At 30.4% G+C, this 18,335-nt stretch carries 18 protein-coding genes and 2 pseudogenes; 19 read left to right on the top strand and 1 reads right to left on the bottom strand.

The window, feature by feature from the left end:
• The first annotated feature begins 10 nt into the window (after nt 1-10).
• The 19 genes and pseudogenes from MVE64_RS05290 (at nt 11) to MVE64_RS05205 (ending at nt 17,196) form a co-directional block, all read left to right on the top strand.
• Nucleotides 11-1,201 carry a glycosyltransferase gene (locus MVE64_RS05290; protein WP_247344415.1) on the top strand — a complete coding sequence of 397 codons (1,191 nt, stop codon included), beginning with the start codon at nt 11-13 and terminating at the stop codon, nt 1,199-1,201.
• Nucleotides 1,202-1,238: 37 nt separating this feature from the next.
• Nucleotides 1,239-2,240 (top strand): glycosyltransferase family 2 protein, encoded by a 1,002-nt coding sequence (locus MVE64_RS05285; protein ID WP_247344413.1) that lies wholly within the window; start codon nt 1,239-1,241, stop codon nt 2,238-2,240.
• Nucleotides 2,241-2,287: 47 nt separating this feature from the next.
• Entirely contained in the window at nt 2,288-3,313 is a 1,026-nt protein-coding gene (locus MVE64_RS05280) for a glycosyltransferase family 2 protein (RefSeq protein ID WP_247344411.1), read from the top strand.
• Nucleotides 3,314-3,366: 53 nt separating this feature from the next.
• The gene (locus tag MVE64_RS05275) at nt 3,367-4,356 is read left to right on the top strand and encodes a glycosyltransferase family 2 protein (RefSeq protein ID WP_247344409.1); all 990 of its coding nucleotides are present in this window, start codon (nt 3,367-3,369) and stop codon (nt 4,354-4,356) included.
• Nucleotides 4,357-4,415: 59 nt separating this feature from the next.
• Nucleotides 4,416-5,152: pseudogene (locus MVE64_RS28080) on the top strand (ABC transporter permease).
• Nucleotides 5,153-5,256: 104 nt separating this feature from the next.
• Entirely contained in the window at nt 5,257-5,418 is a 162-nt protein-coding gene (locus tag MVE64_RS05260; RefSeq protein ID WP_247344405.1) for a hypothetical protein, read from the top strand.
• A complete protein-coding gene (locus MVE64_RS05255) occupies nt 5,393-6,199 on the top strand; it encodes an ABC transporter ATP-binding protein (RefSeq protein ID WP_247344403.1) in 807 nt (268 codons plus the stop codon). Before MVE64_RS05260 ends, MVE64_RS05255 begins: the two co-directional genes overlap by 26 nt.
• A 38-nt stretch (nt 6,200-6,237) precedes the next feature.
• Nucleotides 6,238-6,525 carry a hypothetical protein gene (locus MVE64_RS05250; RefSeq protein ID WP_247344401.1) on the top strand — a complete coding sequence of 96 codons (288 nt, stop codon included), beginning with the start codon at nt 6,238-6,240 and terminating at the stop codon, nt 6,523-6,525.
• A 239-nt stretch (nt 6,526-6,764) separates the two neighbouring features.
• Nucleotides 6,765-7,127, top strand: a complete 363-nt coding sequence (locus MVE64_RS28075; protein ID WP_425593979.1) for a polysaccharide pyruvyl transferase family protein — start codon at nt 6,765-6,767, stop codon at nt 7,125-7,127.
• The gene (locus MVE64_RS27335; protein ID WP_281730493.1) at nt 7,115-7,633 is read left to right on the top strand and encodes a polysaccharide pyruvyl transferase family protein; all 519 of its coding nucleotides are present in this window, start codon (nt 7,115-7,117) and stop codon (nt 7,631-7,633) included. The genes MVE64_RS28075 and MVE64_RS27335 overlap by 13 nt, the downstream gene beginning before the upstream one ends.
• A gap of 1,084 nt (nt 7,634-8,717) precedes the next feature.
• Nucleotides 8,718-9,026 (top strand): DUF5658 family protein, encoded by a 309-nt coding sequence (locus tag MVE64_RS28070; RefSeq protein WP_379051958.1) that lies wholly within the window; start codon nt 8,718-8,720, stop codon nt 9,024-9,026.
• Between the two features lie 268 nt (nt 9,027-9,294).
• Complete coding sequence (locus MVE64_RS05240; protein WP_247344399.1) at nt 9,295-11,235, top strand: asparagine synthase-related protein; 1,941 nt, start codon at nt 9,295-9,297, stop codon at nt 11,233-11,235.
• 5 nt (nt 11,236-11,240) lie between these two features.
• Complete coding sequence (locus MVE64_RS05235) at nt 11,241-11,378, top strand: paeninodin family lasso peptide (RefSeq protein ID WP_247344396.1); 138 nt, start codon at nt 11,241-11,243, stop codon at nt 11,376-11,378.
• Nucleotides 11,379-11,475: 97 nt separating this feature from the next.
• Nucleotides 11,476-12,393, top strand: coding sequence for an aldolase (locus MVE64_RS05230; RefSeq protein ID WP_379051414.1), 918 nt, complete (start codon nt 11,476-11,478; stop codon nt 12,391-12,393).
• 19 nt (nt 12,394-12,412) lie between these two features.
• Nucleotides 12,413-12,703, top strand: coding sequence for a lasso peptide biosynthesis PqqD family chaperone (locus MVE64_RS05225; RefSeq protein ID WP_247344394.1), 291 nt, complete (start codon nt 12,413-12,415; stop codon nt 12,701-12,703).
• Between the two features lie 47 nt (nt 12,704-12,750).
• On the top strand, nt 12,751-13,170 hold the full coding sequence (locus MVE64_RS05220) for a lasso peptide biosynthesis B2 protein (RefSeq protein WP_247346966.1): 420 nt from the start codon (nt 12,751-12,753) through the stop codon (nt 13,168-13,170).
• 4 nt (nt 13,171-13,174) lie between these two features.
• Nucleotides 13,175-14,375, top strand: a pseudogene (locus MVE64_RS05215) (nucleotidyltransferase domain-containing protein).
• A gap of 1 nt (nt 14,376) precedes the next feature.
• Nucleotides 14,377-16,179 carry an ABC transporter ATP-binding protein gene (locus tag MVE64_RS05210; RefSeq protein WP_247344392.1) on the top strand — a complete coding sequence of 601 codons (1,803 nt, stop codon included), beginning with the start codon at nt 14,377-14,379 and terminating at the stop codon, nt 16,177-16,179.
• Between the two features lie 36 nt (nt 16,180-16,215).
• Nucleotides 16,216-17,196: a metallophosphoesterase gene (locus MVE64_RS05205; RefSeq protein WP_247344389.1), complete on the top strand. Its 981-nt coding sequence runs from the start codon at nt 16,216-16,218 to the stop codon at nt 17,194-17,196.
• A gap of 27 nt (nt 17,197-17,223) precedes the next feature.
• Here MVE64_RS05205 and MVE64_RS05200 read toward each other — a convergent pair whose 3' ends face one another.
• Nucleotides 17,224-18,327, bottom strand: coding sequence for a nucleotidyltransferase domain-containing protein (locus MVE64_RS05200; protein ID WP_247344387.1), 1,104 nt, complete (start codon nt 18,325-18,327; stop codon nt 17,224-17,226).
• Nucleotides 18,328-18,335: the final 8 nt, after the last annotated feature.

Raw genomic sequence — 18,335 nt, 5'->3', positions numbered from 1 at the left:
AGTAAAACAAATGAAGAAAAAGATATTATTCATGGTTATAAATATGAATGTTGGTGGAACTGAAAAAGCTTTGCTAAATATGATTGCTGAATTTCCAAAAGAAAGTTATGAAATTACAATTTTAATGATAGAGAAATATGGTGGTTTTTTGGAGTCAATCCCAAATGAAATAAGGGTTCAATATTTATTTGAAAATCAGAAAATTATGGATATAATTGATAACCCACCAAATAAAACTGCTTTGCAGTTGATGAAGGCTGGGAACTTTATTAGGGGATTTAATATACTTTTTACTCACTTTGTATCAAAGGTTTGTAGAGATAGAAGTATTTTCTTTAAGTATATATTAAAGGACTTCAAAGGAATTGAAGGAAAATATGACATCGCTGTAGCTTATGCAGGTCCAATGGAATTTATAAGCTATTTTGTTGCTAATAAGATAAGAGCAAATAAAAGAATACAGTGGGTGCATTTTGATGTTACAAAAATAGGATTTAATCCAAAGTTTGCAGAAAAGACTTATCAAAAATTTGATAAGGTTTTTGTTGTGTCAAAGGAGGCAAAAAATAAATTAATTAATAAGATCCCCTCAATAAATAAAAAGACAGAAGTGTTTTATAATATTGTTTCACCAAAAACAGTTAGATTACAGTCAAAAAATGGGAGCGGATTTGAAGAAAATTATAATGGTTTAAGGATTCTGACAGTTGGTAGACTTGCTAATGAAAAGGGGCAAGATATCGCCATTCGTGTTCTAGCTAGACTTATTGACAACGGATATAACGTTAAATGGTACTGTATTGGAGAAGGAGACGCTAGAAATGATTATGAGAAATTAACTGAAATTTATAAGTTGAAGGATCATTTCATCTTCCTTGGTTCAAAAACAAATCCCTACCCATATATTGCAGAGTGTGATATTTATGTCCAACCATCTAGGTATGAAGGATACTGTATAACACTTATTGAAGCCAGGTGTCTAAGTAAACCTATAGTTACAACTAAAGTAAATGGGGCAAATGAGCAGATAAAGAGTGGAGAAACAGGATTTATTACTGAAATTGACGAAAATAGTATATATAACTCAGTAGAAGTATTAATAAAAAATCAAAGTTTACGCAATAAGTTTTCTCAAAATTTGGATAATGAAAATTTAGAACAAACTAAGCAAATGGAAAAAATATTTAAACTCATAGATTAAGATTTTTAAAAATGGAACATTTATTGGGAGTGATGAGATGCCTACTATAAGCATTATTATTCCGATTTACAATGTAGAAAAATACTTAGCTAAGTGTCTGGATTCAGTTTTGGCACAAACTTTTACTGATTTTGAATTAATTCTAGTTAACGATGGATCACCAGATAATTGTGGGGTAATTTGTGATGAATATGAAAAAAAAGATGATCGAATCATCGTAATTCACAAAGAAAATGGGGGATTATCATCAGCTCGCAATGCAGGAATTAATGTAGCGCAAGGAGAATACATTGCATTTGTCGATAGTGATGATTTTATCCATGAAAGAATGTATGAGATTTTGCATGAAGCTGCTAAAAACTTATGTGCAGATATTGTAATATGTGATGTGAGTTTGGTAAGAGAAGATGAAGTTGTTGATAAAAAATGTAATATTAACGATAAAATTCGTCACTTTTCTAATATAGAGGCTTTACATCAAATATATACTCCACACGGAATAAATTTTATTATGACGGTTAATAAGTTATATAAACGAAATTTGTTTAATAATATTGCATTTGAAAAAGGTAGAATACATGAGGATGAAATAATTGCACATCAATTATTATATGAGTGTGCAAAAATATCATATTTACCTATAAATTTATACTATTATACTCAAACAAATAATAGTATAACAAGGTCATCTTTTAATATAAATAAACTTGATGCACTTTATGCTTTTAAACAAAGAATTTTATTTTTTATAGAAATAAAACAAATTTCACTACAGCAAAAAGCTGAAAGTTTTTACATTCACACTTTTTTTGATTACTTGTTAAAAGTAAAGAAAAGCCAACTGGTTTCTGAAAAGGACTTTAAATTATTTAAAAAAAATTATTCCCCTAGTTTATTGTCACTATTGAGAAATCCCTTATATAGCATAAGAGAAAAAATATTGTGGGCATTATTTATCATAAATCCCTATTTTTATGAATTACACATTAAGATTAAAGATAGAAAATTACTATTAAAGACAAATGGAGAAATTACATAATAGATTTTTTAGTGATTTGAGTATATTTAATGAAGGGGGTTCAAGTAATGAGTGTGAAAATAAGTGTTATTGTGCCAGTTTTTAATGTTGAAGAATTTATAACGGATTGTATACAATCTATTCTAGAACAAAGTTTTTCGAATTTTGAATTAATACTTATCAATGATGGATCTACAGATAAGAGTGGGGAAATCTGTAATGAATTTGCAATAAATGACAGTAGAGTTCAGGTTATTCATCAAAAAAATTCTGGACCAAGTATTACAAGAAATTTAGGAATTAATATATCAAATGGTGATTATATAAGCTTTGTTGATAGTGATGATACTATCAACAAAGATATGTTAGAGAAAATGTATAGTTCTTGTATAGCAAGTAATGCAGAGATTGCTATTTGCGGTTTTATTGAAAGTAATAAGTTTACTGGATCATATTTAAAACATACTATCTCTGAAGAAAAACAATTGTTATTTGAAGGAAATAAAATTAGGGAGAATATAGAAGAGACATTAAAACAATACAATATCTGGGGATATCCAAGTTTATGGAATAAGATGTATAAAAGGTCTTTTCTCATAGAAAATAAACTCATTCTTAATGAAAATATTACAATTGCTGAAGATCTTTGTTTTAACATTAATGCTTTATTAAAAGCAAATAGGGTATGTGTAATAAATGAAATGCTATATAACTATCGTAGAGAAAATACTGAAAGTTTAATGAATAATAGAACGGGAAAATTTTATTTGCATATAAAAGGGAGAAAAGAGACTTTAAGATTATTAAAAGAGAACCAAGTGAATAAACAAATCTTTGAAAATTATGTTAGGTACGAAAATTGCAAAACTTTTTCAGAATATTTTTATAAAATTAGAGAGGTCTTTTCTTCAAAAGAATCAGTTAAAGCAAAAATTATAACTATTTACAGATTAATTCATGAACCGTATTTTATTGAATCAATATATAACCTAGAGCGTAGGCATTTGGGAAGAAAAGCAAAATCCTTCATCCTTCTGATAAAGGGTTTTTTAGGTTTAGATAAGATGTTAGTAAATAATAAAAACTTTAAATGAGTAATACCTAAAAAGATAATAAAGTATGCCAATAAGAATTGAGATGATAATATATGCCTCTTATTAGTATCATAGTACCTATCTATAAAGTAGAGAAGTATTTATCTAATTGTATAGATTCAATATTAGATCAGACATTTACAGATTTTGAACTAATTTTAGTAAATGATGGATCACCAGATAATTGTGGACTTCTTTGTGATGAATACGCTAAAGAAGACGATAGGATTCGTGTCATTCATAAAGAGAATGGAGGTTTATCATCTGCTCGAAATGCAGGCATTGATGTTGCAAGAGGGGAGTATTTTGCTTTTGTCGATAGTGACGATTTTATTCATAAAAAGATGTATGAAATTCTTTACAATGTTGCAAAAAGGGAAAAGTCAGATATTGTTTTGTGTGATTACATATTAGCAAATGAAGAAGAATCATACAATTTAACAGAATATGTTTTTTATGATGAAGTTCAAAATTTTTCCAATATGCAAGTATTAATGCAATTGTATAGTTCAAATGGAGTTAAATTTGTTGTTGCATGGAATAAATTGTATAAAAAAGAGCTATTTGATGGATTGAGGTATGAAGAAGGAAGAATTCATGAGGATGAATTTATTGCCCATAGAATCTTATATAAAAGTTCGAAGGTTACTTTTGTTCCTGTTAATTTATACTTTTATCTTCAGACACATAATAGCATCATTAGATCTTCATTTAATGTTAAAAAGTTGGATGCTATTTATGCACAAAAAGAAAGGATTACCTTTTTTAAACAGATAGGTCAATTTGATTTAAGATATAAGGCTGAAATGGTTTATGTAAAAACATTCTTTAAAAACTATTATCGAGCTAAATATGACACTTCAATAAATAATAAAAATTTAAGAAAATTAAAAAGAAATTTTCGGTCTACTATTGGAACATTATTAAAAAATCCTTTTTACAATAAAAAAGAAAAGTCCGTTTGGTTACTATTCATCTTAAGTCCGTATCTATTTGAGCTATATTTGAAAATGAGAAATAATCTAAATATAATAATAGATTAATACAAATTATTGGAAGCCTTTGTGAAAATAGTAGAGTAAAGTACATTTGAAGAAAAGAGATGTTAATAGTGGATAATATTACAATCATTTCAGGCAAAGTATCTAAAAAGGAAAAGTTAAAAGAAATGTGGGATTATAAAGAGGTATTATATTTTTTGGCTTGGAAAGATATTATTGTTAGATATAAGCAGACAAAGTTAGGAATAATTTGGGCGATATTGAATCCTGTATTTTCCATGATTATAATGACCTTTATTTTTGGGAATTTGGCAAATATGCCTTCTAATGGAGTTCCATATGCCATATTAGTATTTTCGGCAATATTACCTTGGAACTTTTTTTCGGCTGCACTTAGTGGTACCTCGAATAGTTTGGTAACTAATTCACATTTATTAAAAAAATTTACTTCCCAAGACTGACGTTACCGATATCATCTGTAATCACTTCTTTTATTGACTTATTAATATCGTTTGGGGTACTAACTATTTTAATGGTAGCATTTTTGTATGTTCCACCTATAAAAATAGTATTCCTTCCATTGTTTATCTTATTGGCTTTTATTATTGCCTTAGGAGCAGGTTTAATTTTAGCTACTATGAATGTTAAATATAGAGATGTTAGGTTTGTGGTTCCATTTATACTTCAATTTGGAATGTACATCTCACCAGTAGGTTATACGAGTGAGGTAATTCCTGAAGGACTAAGATTTTTATATTCTATGAATCCAATGGTCGGGGTAATTGAGGGTTTTAGATGGTGTATAATTCCAACAACTGAATTATATTTGCCAGGTTAATCGTTTCTTTAATGGTTGGTATTTTAGTTTTAGTTTTAGGTATAAAGTACTTTCATAAATTTGAAAATACGTTTGCCGATCTAATTTGAACAGGGGAGATTTTTGTGAGTGAAGTTGTGATGAAAGTTTCAGATATAGGTAAAAAATACGATATTATTTCAAGTGAAGAGAAGCATGATACTTTTATATCGGTTTTATTTAACTCGTTCAAATTGAGAAAAAAGAAGGGAAATAATATAGATGCCAATGGATTTTGGGGCTCTTAATGATATAAATTTTACTGTTAATAAAGGGGACAGGATAGGCATTATTGGTCACAATGGTGCGGGGAAATCAACTTTGCTTAAAGTTTTTTCAAGAATAACAACCCCTACGAAAGGAACTATTGAAGTCAATGGTAGAATATCTTCTCTCCTTGAAGTGGGAACTGGATTTCATCCGGAATTAACAGGTAGGGAAAACATATATTTAAATGGATCTATTTTAGGAATGACTCGTGATGAAATTGAGAATAAGTTTAACGATATAGTTGATTTTTCCGAAATAAGTGGTTTCTTAGATACACCTGTAAAAAGATATTCTAGTGGAATGTACGTAAAGCTTGCTTTTGCTGTAGCAGCACATCTTGATCCAGATATATTAATTGTTGATGAGGTTTTAGCAGTTGGAGATATGAAGTTTCAACAAAAGTGTCTTGGGAGAATGGAAGATATATCTGGAGAGGGAAGAACAGTATTATACGTTAGCCATAACATGAATACAGTTCAGCAACTTTGTAACAGAGTGATCGTACTAGATCATGGTAAGGTTATTTTTGATGGGAATGTAGATGATGGTATTAAGGTATATATGGATAATAACAAAAAAATGGAAATGTTTAATAACCTAAAAAATATAGAAAGACCGAAAGATATTAATTTAAATCGAAGAATTGTTATGGATTCAGTTGAGCTAGTTAATAAAGTAAATTGCACATACAATAGTGAAGAGAAGGTTTTTTTGAACTATCATATAGTGCAATCGAAGAGATATCAGATGTATATTTAAGAATAGTAGTTTTATACTCAGATGATACTCCTGCTGGCATGGGAACAACAAGAATACCTATCTCTGTAAAGAAAGGGACGACAAGTAAGAGTATTTTCGAGTTTGACAATACTAACCTAGCTCCAGGCACCTATCTGGTAAAACTAGTTTTATATAAAGTAAATGAATTTGGAACAGATGAATTATTGGATGTAGTACCTTCAGCATTTGGTTTTGAGATGAATAGCAAGTCAGGAGATACAAATAATTTAGAATGGACACATAGGTATTGGGGGCATATTAAATTTAATAACTTAACTATTCAAGAGCCGAAGGTGTTAATCTAATAAAGATTAAGATAAAAACTTTTGAGGAATAAATTAACCTTGTATACTTTATACTGTAAACTTAAAAAGTTCTCTAAAAGAGATAAAGAAAGTAACTATAATGGCTAGAAAAAAATTTAGGAGAATCGATATGAATAATATAGAGTTAAAAGATCAACTTAATAGAATTAATAAAGTAATTCCAAAGGGCTTCGAGGGTATATTATTTTGATTATCCAGTCTATGGAAATGTGGGTGATATGCTTATTTGGAAAGGAACAGAACAATTTTTAAAAAATAGTAAGATTAGAGTAATTAAAAGGATTAGTTACCACCTAGTTGAATATCTAATAAAAAAAAGTGAACTTCACATACCTAGAGATACAATAATTCTTTGTCAAGGTGGAGGTAATTTTGGGGACTTGTATATGGAGCATCAGAATCTACGAAAATTACTAGTGAAAAACTTCCCTGAGCATAAAATTGTTATTCTTCCTCAAACAATATATTATAATGACTTGAAAGGTATGGTAAAAGACTTCGAAATATTCAGTAAACATAAGAACTTACATTTATATGTAAGGGATCAAATTAGTTATAAGCAAGTTAAATTTCATATTTAAAGAATGTATATTTGAGTCAGGATATGGCTCATGCTATGTACCCAATTATAGAGAATAAGAAAACTAAATATAGTACGTTATATTTTTTTCGAAAAGATATAGAAAAAGTCGAAGTTGATTATAATGATGATCAGATAGATTATTCTCATATGTTTGATTGGGATAATCTATTATCTAATTTAGATAATAAGATAATCGATATCTTTAATAATCTACATAATTCTTATAAAGTCCACAAGTATTTCCCAGCAAATCTATTATCTAAGTTGTGGTACTATTACACTGGTTTCAAAATACGTCAAGCCATTAACTTATTTAGTAATTATGATGAAATTGTAACTTCTCGTCTACATGGTCATATATTAGCTTGTTTAATGGATAAGAAAAATAAAGTCTTAGATAATTCGTATGGGAAAAACTCGGCCTATTTTAACTGTTGGACAAATAAAGTTAAAGGGGCAAAATTAATTTATGACCGCAAGGATTACAGTACCAAGGGGCAATAGTGTAACGATAAAAATGATTATAATGGAGCTGTGGGATTTTTAATCGCATACACTATGTGACTTACATCAGTTTTATATTAATATTTAATTTTATGTAATAAAACTTTAATTAATAAATTAATTATTAATTTTAGAATAAAGGAATGTCATCATATAGTGCTGTTCTTTATTAAGAATATGATAGTGTGTTAAGAATAGTTATTAATACATGGAGGAATACAATGGCAACTTTAATATACCGGTTACATTGGCTCGCATGTTTGTGTTGAATTATTGAATGCTAACGTAGGTATTATTATCTTAGATAACTTTTCAAATAGAAAGCCAGAAACGTTGAAACGAATATCATTTAACTGGTAGATTATAAGTTTTCTAAGATAAATGCTTTTATTCATTTTGTAGGACTAAAATCGGTTGGGGGATCTGTAACATCCCGTTGCACTAATACCATAACAACATAAATGACACTAAATCTATGTGAGGTAATGAATAGGATTGGTGTAAATATAATATGGTGTTCAGCTTGTCAGCAACTGTCATATGGAATGCACAAACAATCACCATTAACAGAAGATCTTTCTTTATAAGCTACAAACCCTTATAGTCAAACAAAATTAATGATTGAAGAATAATAAATGGAGCATCTCTCTATTACACTATTTAATCCTTTAGGTGCTCACACTAGTGGCCGAATTGGAGAAGATCCAAAGGGATTCCAAATAACCTCGTTCCATACATTATCCGAGTTGCAGTAGGAAAATTACCTATATCAATGTTTATGGAAATGATAAAATGCATTTGAAAAGGCTTCGGGAAAACAAATACCTTACAAAATTGCTCAGTAATTCCACCACTAAACATAGTGTTCAATTAATGGATAACCTTAAATGAATTGGAAAGTAGTTATCAAAAATAATACTTTAATAGATTTATACTAAAAGAGAAAAGCAAATATATGTAAGTGGAATTTTTATTTCTTTTAAGTATTGTGTTCTTTATAAAAATATAGTATTGTTCATTATAAAGAATTAAATATATACTTTAACATTGTATTCTATTATTCAATAAATTATTAACCATATTGGTGGAGGTTCTCTTGAAGTACATTTGCCATTCCTTAGCGGCTTTAAATATTGTTGATGGGATGCTTACATACATAGGACTCAATCTGGGTTTAATTGAAGAAGCTAACCCAGCAATGAGAGCCATAAGTGATATAGAACTAATCTATTTTTTGCTAACAAAGCTATTTTTATCAGCTCTTTTGTATTTAATAATTTATTTAGATAAGTTACCTGAAAATAATATAATTAAATTCTTATCTTCCATTGGGGTAATAATTTATACATTTGTTATAGGTCTTCACGTTATCTGGATTTACCATACTATTTAAGGTAGGTAAGGTCAATGAAGAAAAAGCAATGTAATAGGTGTTTGAAATTGTCCTTTAGTAGTTATGAGGGAGGCTTATGGCAATGTCCATATTGTGGACTGAACCTTAATGAAGTAAAAGCATTTGATGTAAATCATACTATAAATATAAAATTAACAAACAATCGCATAAAACAGATTAGAGGTTTAAAGTTTTATAATAGTTTGTAATTTATCGTTCTTAATAAAGAATTGATATTTGGTAGGAAGAATCATTATAGGAGGGAAAAATGAGTGCTATTGTTGGTATATATAATTTAAATAAAGAACCAGTAAACAATGATCTAGGGAAAAATCTATTAAAAGCATTACAAAAATACCCTGCTGATCATGTTCAGTACTTGATTAAAGATCATATCTTTATGGGGTGTCACGCACAATGGATTACTCCTGAATCAATTGGTGAACAATTACCCTTCTATGATGATGAAAAACAGTTAGCTATTACAGCTGACGCAATTATAGATAATAGAAACGAGTTATTCGAGAGATTACAAGTGAAGCCTAATCATAGGAAAAGCATTCCGGATAGCAGGCTAATTTTATTAGCATATGAGAAGTGGGGAGAGGATACTCCCAAATATCTTATTGGTGATTTTGCATTTATGATTTGGGATGAAAGGAAGAACAAGTTATTTGGAGCAAGAGATTTCTCAGGAACTAGAACGCTTTATTACTATAAAAATGATCATAAATTCGCTTTTAGTACAATAATTGAACCGCTTTTTTCTTTACCTTATGTCAATAAATTGTTAAATGAACTGTGGCTTTCAGAGTTTATTGCTATTCCGGTTACTTCAGATTCTATATCAGTGGATCAAACTGTTTATAAAGAAATTTATCAGCTTCCTCCGTCTCATTCAATAAAAATAAAGGATGGTAGAGTACAGTTAACAAGATATACAGACTTTAATAATATTGGAAAAACTAAGCTGAAATCTAACGAAGAATATGAAGAGGCCTTTTGTGAAGTATTTACAGAAGCTGTTCACTCAAGACTACGCACACATAAAGAGGTAGGGGCTCATTTAAGTGGTGGATTAGATTCAGGTTCAGTTGTAGGCTTCGCTGCAAAGCATTTAAATAATGAAAATAAGAAGCTTCACACATATAGCTATGTTCCAGTAGATGAATTTGTAGATTGGACTCATAAATCTAGAATTGCTAATGAAAGGCCTTATATTGAATCGACAGTTAAATATGTAGGAAATATAAACGATAGTTATTTAAGCTTTCCTGAAACTAATCCCTATTCAGAGATAGACGATTGGCTGGATGTTATGGAAATACCTTATAAATTTTATGAAAATTCATTCTGGTTAAAGGGAATTTATGAGCAGGCCTCTAATGAAAAAATTGGTATCCTTTTAAATGGCCAAAGAGGAAATTGGACAATATCTTGGGGACATGCGTTTGATTATTATGCATTATTGTTAAAACGATTTAAGCTCTTGCGTTTATTAAAAGAAATCCAAATGTTTAGTGAAAATTTAGGAGCAAATAGATCACGTGTATTCAAGGTGGTAGGCAAGAAAGCATTTCCAAATCTTCTTAATACAAGCAGTCTTGAACAAGAATCTTTTCCGAGGTGGATTAATCCTGAATTTGCTAAAACTACGAATGTTTTTAACAGATTAGAAGAACACGGGATAGACATAACCGGTAACAAAATATCAGACGTATTCCAAATTAGAAATAATCAATTTAATCAAGTACATATCTGGGGTTTGAACGGTACGATAGGATCAAAATTATCTCTTCGCCATTCCTTATTAGAGAGAGATCCTACTAATGATTTAAGAGTGATTAAATTTTGCTTATCTGTACCAGAAGATCAATATGTACAAAATGGTTTTAATAGATCTCTAGTCCGACGGGCAACTAAAAATTATTTACCGGATGACATTCGATTAAATCAAAAGTTTAGAGGAATACAAGGCGCTGATGGAATTCAGAGAATGAAAAGTCAATGGAAAGATTTTATTGAAGAAATAAAATTAATGCTTACAGATACTACTATGGTTCAATTGTTAAATATAGGGGTTTTACAGAATGCTTTAGAAAAAATTGGATATCATCCTAAGCCAGAAAACATATATGACTTTGAATTTAAAATACTTATGCGTAGCTTGATACTCTTTAGGTTTATTAAAAGGTTTGAAGGGAGGTGATATGGATGAAAAAAACATGGGAATCACCCAAATTAGATGTGTTAGATATTAGTATGACGATGGCAGGGCCTGGTATTAGAACACCTGATGCTGTTCAGCCTGATCCAGATGCTCATGAACATGATGTAGTTAATTATAGCTAATATGTGTTAATTACATATATGCCCTTACAAACTATTTGTAAGGGCATATGCAACGATAAACTATTTAAAATAATTGAATTTCTCTCAGGTGATAATATTGAAAACAACTTTAGTAAATAAATACAAGTTTAAAGCATTCGGATTAAATATTATAAGTGATTTTTATTTTTCAGAATTGCCAATAAATAAATTTGAATTTGGGTTCGAGGATATTGTGATAGAAAAAGCAGACCTTACCTTGAACTGGAAACATTTATCTGGTCAAAGTAAATACTTTACTATAAAAAATAATTTAATTTTAGTACGAATCCCAAACAACGCCATCTATATGATTGAAAATGGAAATAAGATCTATTACTCACCAATGGAAAATGTAGATGCAGATCAATTACGATTATACCTTCTTGGTACATGTATGGGTGCTCTGTTATTGCAAAGAAGAATTCTTCCTTTACATGGCAGTGCTATCGAGATTAATGGGAAAGCATATGCAATTGTCGGGGATTCTGGTGCAGGAAAGTCTACCCTTGCTTCAGCTCTACTAAGATTAGGCTACCATTTAATTAGTGATGATGTTATACCTGTTACAATCAGTGAACAGGGAATTCCTCTAGTTACACCTGCTTATCCACAACAGAAATTATGGGTTGAAAGTCTTAATCAATTTGGAATGAAATCGGACTCCTATAGTCCTCTTTTTAATAGAGAAACAAAGTTTGCAATTCCAGTAACAGATCAATTTGCATCTAAACCATTGCAATTAGAGGGAATTATTGAGCTAAGTAAAAATGAGAATGATAACATCACATTAACTCATGTTACAGGTCTCCAGAAATTACAAACTCTTTATAATCATACGTACCGTAATCTCTTTATTGCGCCATTAGGTCTTATAGACTGGCATTTTAACACATCGACCAAAATCTGCGAACAGATAAACATGTTTCAATTAAAACGGCCAACAACACGATTCTCTGCTGATGAATTGGCAGAAGCAATTCTCAGTACTATTTGATTTTAAGGGGGAAGTATAGATGTTAAAAACAGATCAATTGTCATTAACCCATATTGTTACTCAGGAAGAAGGAATGATTGTAAGCGATATGGATGGAGAAAAAGTCATGTTACATATAGAACGAGGTAGTTATTTCAACTTAGGAGAGGTAGGTGGTGTTATTTGGGACATGATTAAAACACCTACTGGAGTTAAGGATGTAGTATTATCTTTACTTGAACAATTTGAGGTTGATGAGAAAACATGTGAAGAACAGGTAATAGACTTCTTAAATCAATTGGAAAAACAAAATCTAATAAAGGTAGTTTAGTGTTAAAGGGGAATCGGAACTTGAGCAAAATAAGATTATTTATATTAATGAATTGGAAAACGAAAGTCCTTCTAATAGAATCTTTTTATTATTTAGGTGTAGGAAGGTATCTTAAAACAATTCCTTTTTCAAAAGTAGTTCCAACCCTTGGTTTGCAGATGGAAGAAACATCATATGATTTTGAAAGTACGAATAAAAAGACTCTCGCTAGTATATCACAAGCCATACACCTAATGAGTAAATATACTCTTTGGGAGAGTCAATGTCTTGTTAAAGCCTTTGCGGCTATGAAAATGTTAGAAAAAAGGGGAATTGAAAGTACTCTTTATCTAGGTACAGCAAGAGATGAGTTTGGAAATCTAATAGCACATGCTTGGCTTAGAAGTGGCCCTTTTTATATAACAGGTTCTGAAGGTAAGGAAAAGTTTACAGTTGTTGGTAAATTCGCAAAAATAATTGGAGGGTGAAGCATTGGTTAATCAAAAAATATTAAAACTTGATAATGTATCAGCGGAAGTAAAGCTAATCCTCCATCTGCTAAAACAAAAAAGTCATGAAGATACGATAGAAAATCTTGAAAAATTATTGGGAGATATAAACTGGACCCTTTTTATTGACCAAGTAAAACATCACCGCGTTTATCCTGTCCTCTTTCCTATTCTTAATAAATGTACTCATCAACTAATTCCCCCATTTGTCATTCAAAGATTAAGAATGGATTACCAGAGAAATATATTCTATATGTTACAAATAAGCGCTGAAATGGAAAGAATAAATAGAGTCTTAAGTGAAGAAAACATACGAGTACTTTTTTTAAAGGGTCCTATCATTGCACATGATTTGTATGGAGATATTTCTCTAAGAACCTCCTGTGATTTAGATTTTTTGATTCCCATTAATGAGTTAGATAAAGTTGAACAAACTTTGTTAAAACACGGTTATCTAAAAGACGACTATATCAGAACTATTCTAGATGATTGGAAATGGAGACATCACCATGTGACTTATTTCCACCCTAAAACAAAAACAAAGTTAGAGGTTCATTGGCGACTCAATCCTGGACCAGGGTTTGAACCAAGCTTTGAGGAGCTATGGCAAACAAAAAAACAAAGTGACCTAACAACGTCTCCTGTGTATTTTTTAGGTAGAGAGCACTTATTTTTATTTCTTGTTACACATGGTTCACGACACGGATGGTCAAGACTGAGATGGTTACTGGATATTCATCAAATAATAGAAAAAGCTCCTAACTGGAAAAAGGTTTATAATTTATTGAAAAAATATCATTTAGAGCATATAGGAGGCTCAAGCTTTGATTTTAAATCATACTCTATTAAATTCTAACATTGACTCGACTCATCCTTACTTTTTTAAAAATAGTAAATCGGGATATAGGCTAGCTCAAGATGCAATATTTTACCTGGAAAGGATGGTCAATTTACATACTGACCCTGTACCGTTTGAAGTTTCTAAGTTTCATAAACAGCATTTGTTTTCTCTTATGTCTCTCAGACAAAAGATTTTGTTTTTATTAAGTACTTTACATCCGTATCCTGAGGATGCTGAAAAAATGCCATTACCAAAATCTTTACATTTACTTTATTTTCCGTTACGTCCCTTTTTATGGGCTTGGAGGAAAAAAGCAAGCAAGCATTATCTTAGGGGGAAATGAATTGGAATCTGTTATATATTTTCTAAAACAAGTCCATTCTTATTCAGGTAAATCCTTATATCTAAATATTTTTGCAATGATGACAATTAGCTTATTAGATGGAATTGGAATTCTATTGTTAATTCCATTGCTTAGCATAAGTGGAATAGCAAGCCTAAAATCAAGTAATCCCATTCTCATAAAGATTTTTTCGTTTATGGAAGCAATTCCTAAGGAGACAGCTCTTCCTACAATTTTAATAATCTTTGTTTTCATTGTAATTGGACAAAATATCATTCAACGGTCAATTACAATTCAAAACTCAAAGATACAAAACGGCTTTTTTCGTCATTTACGTATAGAAACTTATCAATCTTTACTGAATGCTAATTGGGAATTTTTTATTAAGCACCGAAAATCTGATCTTGTTAATCTATTAACATCAGAGATAGCAAAGTCAAGTGCTGGGATTTATTCATTTCTTCTATTCTTAGCCTCACTAGCATTTACTTTTATTCAGATCTGTTTTGCTTTTTATCTCTCTCCAAATATTACGATTTTTGTTTTGCTATGTGGAGTTATTCTTTTGTTATTTAACCGTAATTTTTTGAAAAGATCTTTTTCATTAGGAAATAAAAATTATACCTTGGGTAAAGAGTATCTTGCCGGGGTGACAGATCAAATAAATGGCATAAAGGATATTAAAAGTAACTCGTTAGAGGAATCAAGAATGCAGTGGTTTCGTCAAGTTACAAAAGGGATGCTAAATGAACAAATTGAATATTCAAAAATAAAAACGACCTCGCAAATGTATTATAAAATTGCTTCGGCAGTTTTTATTGCTCTATTCATTTATGTTGCGATAAATATGTTTCAGGCACAGGGTGGTCAATTAATGCTTGTTATTATTATTTTTTCAAGGTTATGGCCACGGGTATCTGGGATTCAAGGTTCACTTGAAAAAATTGCTACAACATTACCTTCTTATAAGGCTGTAAAAGCCTTTCAAGAGGAATGTAATTACGCAAAGGAAGTAAAACATGAACATAATAATATTTTAGAAAAGGCTTTACGGATTGCATCTCAAATTGAATGTAAAGGAATTTTCTTTAGATATAACAAAAATGAAGGAGCTAAGTATGCTCTAAAAAATATTAATATTGTGATACCTGCCAATAAAATGACAGCAGTGGTAGGTAAATCGGGCGCCGGAAAAAGTACCTTAATAGACCTTTTAATGGGATTAAATCAACCAGAAAAAGGTGAAGTATTACTAGATGGTAAAGCTCTAACAGGAGAGAACTTGTATTCACTTAGAAAAGCAATTAGTTATGTTCCACAAGATCCGTTTCTTTTTAATACGAGCATACTTGAAAATTTTACAATCGTTTCACCCGATACAACTGAAGAAAGGATTTGGGAAGCGTTAGAATTTGCATCAGCTGCTGATTTTGTAAAGAAGCTTCCAAAAGGTCTTGATACGATTATAGGTGATAGAGGGATTAGACTTTCTGGTGGAGAACGGCAGAGAATAGTATTGGCACGTGCAATATTAAGAGAGCCATCCATTATCGTTTTAGATGAAGCAACAAGCGCGCTTGATACAGAAAATGAGTTGAAAATACAACAAGCAATTGAAAACCTAAAGGGGAAGATGACCATTATTGTAATAGCACATCGCTTGTCTACAATACATAATGCAGATAAAGTAGTTGTTATGGATAATGGAACAGTTATTCAGGAAGGTGAATTTGGGCAGTTATCAAAAGATAGTAGGGGAGTTTTTGGACAATTAATTAGGAATCAAATGGAAGTTAGTCTTTAATTTATGTGAAAGTGTTGTAGTTGATTAAGAGGTGGAATGACAATTCGAAAAAAGAAAATATTATTTGTATGTTTGTTATTTATTATAACTGCTTTAGTTTTTTACATCGTTTGGGATAATAATCGAATAAATGTAGTTAAAAAGGATGTATATATTGAAGAACTTGACAGTAGTTTAGATGGTTTTAAAATACTACAAATAACTGATCTACATGAAAAAAGTTTTGGTGAAGATCAAGAAAACCTTATTAATGAAATTAATGCCTTGGACTATGATGCGATAATATTTACCGGGGATATGTTAATTCGTTCCAATAGTACTGATTACTCAGCTTTTTTTAAGCTAATAGAAGGCATACATAACAAAGAAAATGCTCTTTTTGTATCAGGAAATTCAGATCCGGAAAATTATGTTTATAATAGTGAGGGAAAAGTTGAAAAACATAAATTTATTAAAGGGATGGAAGAAAGAGGGGTTAAACTACTTGAATCAATCCATACGATAAATTACGGAGATGCTAGAGTTCAATTTGTTAACTTTGAACTTTCTATAATAGGACCCAAAATAGAACGTAGTCTTCCACTAGAAACAGGGAAATTACCTGACAATCTAGAATATCGTAAAGAATTAGTAGCTCAACTAAATAATAATTTGGATGATAATCCATCTAGCATCTTAATCGCATTAAATCACTATCCAGTAGTTGATGTTAAAATAGACTATTTAAAAAATCATGATTATTATATCTTTCGAGACTATGACTTGATAATGGCAGGTCACTATCACGGGGGACAGATAAGACTACCATTTCTAGGGGTGCTATTTGTACCTGAACCCTATTACGAACGTAGTGGTCTTTTTCCTCCACAAAATAGGGTCAAAGGTCTTTGGGAATATGATGGTATCAAGCAATACGTAAGCACAGGATTAGGAAGTAGTGATACAATCTCATTTTTAAAGTTTCGCTTTTTTAATACTCCTGAGATCAATTTGATCACTCTAAAAAGGAAAGGTTAACATTGTATACATGTCTAATCCTTTCCTTTAAATTTTACTCTTTATTAATATAGACGAAAGTATTCCTTTCCCTCTTTGTTTAAATAATCTCAAATAATTCATTTTATTACCCTTCAGTTCACCTGCCAATCCAAATTTAGAAGGAAAGAGCCACTCAAACAACGCAATAAGTCGATGTAAAAATGTATCATAGCTTCTAAACTGATAGTCTATAAAATCCAAATATAACTTCTTTTTATCTACTTTCCCTCCCCGAATCCATTCGTATTGCCATAATGACCCATATTGTTTTGTAATTGGCAACTTCAATATATTATTTAGAAAGGGGAACTGCTGATATACGATTGATAGTGTTCGAATAACTCGTTTGTGTGTTCTATGTTTTTTGGCTATTTTAAAAAGTGATTCGTAATTTAAATCATTACCATGAGTATGGATCATTTGAATGATGTCTAGAAAATGTTTTAGTGAGTCTAAGTTATGACGCCAAGCATGTAAAATAATGAAGTAAAATGTATGAATTGTAGATAGTTGTTTTACAAATTGATAATTTTCTAATGGTCTAGACTGGTTCCATAACTCATCAATAGGTAGGGAGGAAGTGTTTTCTTTTACTATATTCCAATGAATTTCAATTAACAGCGGGATAGTTGATCCAGGGAGTGTTTTACTGAATGTTCGATGGAAGTGACCTTCATCATTACTTTCCTCAATGACAAAACCCAGATTTTTTATACAAGTAATTGTTTTATCTATTTGATCTTCCTTAATAAGGATATCAATATCAGATGATGTTCTCGCCGCAAAGTCATTAAAGTATTTTTCCGAGAAGAATGGACCTTTAAGTGGGATCACATAAATATTGTTTACTTCAAATGCTGATAATATCATTTGAGTTTGGTTCTTAATCAGTAAATTTTGGATGAACTGTTGGTTGTATTTTTTAAGCAGCATGCCCTTCAGATTTATCGGTACATTATCTAATTGATTAGTTTGTTTTAAAAATGTATGAAATAGTGGTTCTAAGTTGAAATGGATTATATCTGCTTCTAGTTCTTTATATTCTTCATTACTATAAGGAAATGGAAGAGAAGGATTATAGTACAGATCTTTAATGAATTTTTTTATCACATTTATAC

It is taken from the genome of Metabacillus endolithicus (assembly GCF_023078335.1).
Classification (GTDB): domain Bacteria; phylum Bacillota; class Bacilli; order Bacillales; family Bacillaceae; genus Metabacillus; species Metabacillus endolithicus.
Note: the sequence above shows the minus strand (reverse complement) of the source record. Positions and strands in the feature narration are given on the sequence as shown.

Coding starts and splice junctions, on each gene's coding strand:
- MVE64_RS05290 (WP_247344415.1), top strand. CDS start 11: ATGAAGAAAAAGATATTATTCATGGTTATAAATATGAATGTTGGTGGA.
- MVE64_RS05285 (WP_247344413.1), top strand. CDS start 1,239: ATGCCTACTATAAGCATTATTATTCCGATTTACAATGTAGAAAAATAC.
- MVE64_RS05280 (WP_247344411.1), top strand. CDS start 2,288: ATGAGTGTGAAAATAAGTGTTATTGTGCCAGTTTTTAATGTTGAAGAA.
- MVE64_RS05275 (WP_247344409.1), top strand. CDS start 3,367: ATGCCTCTTATTAGTATCATAGTACCTATCTATAAAGTAGAGAAGTAT.
- MVE64_RS05255 (WP_247344403.1), top strand. CDS start 5,393: ATGCCAATGGATTTTGGGGCTCTTAATGATATAAATTTTACTGTTAAT.
- MVE64_RS05250 (WP_247344401.1), top strand. CDS start 6,238: ATGGGAACAACAAGAATACCTATCTCTGTAAAGAAAGGGACGACAAGT.
- MVE64_RS28075 (WP_425593979.1), top strand. CDS start 6,765: ATGCTTATTTGGAAAGGAACAGAACAATTTTTAAAAAATAGTAAGATT.
- MVE64_RS05240 (WP_247344399.1), top strand. CDS start 9,295: ATGAGTGCTATTGTTGGTATATATAATTTAAATAAAGAACCAGTAAAC.
- MVE64_RS05235 (WP_247344396.1), top strand. CDS start 11,241: ATGAAAAAAACATGGGAATCACCCAAATTAGATGTGTTAGATATTAGT.
- MVE64_RS05225 (WP_247344394.1), top strand. CDS start 12,413: ATGTTAAAAACAGATCAATTGTCATTAACCCATATTGTTACTCAGGAA.
- MVE64_RS05220 (WP_247346966.1), top strand. CDS start 12,751: ATGAATTGGAAAACGAAAGTCCTTCTAATAGAATCTTTTTATTATTTA.
- MVE64_RS05205 (WP_247344389.1), top strand. CDS start 16,216: ATGACAATTCGAAAAAAGAAAATATTATTTGTATGTTTGTTATTTATT.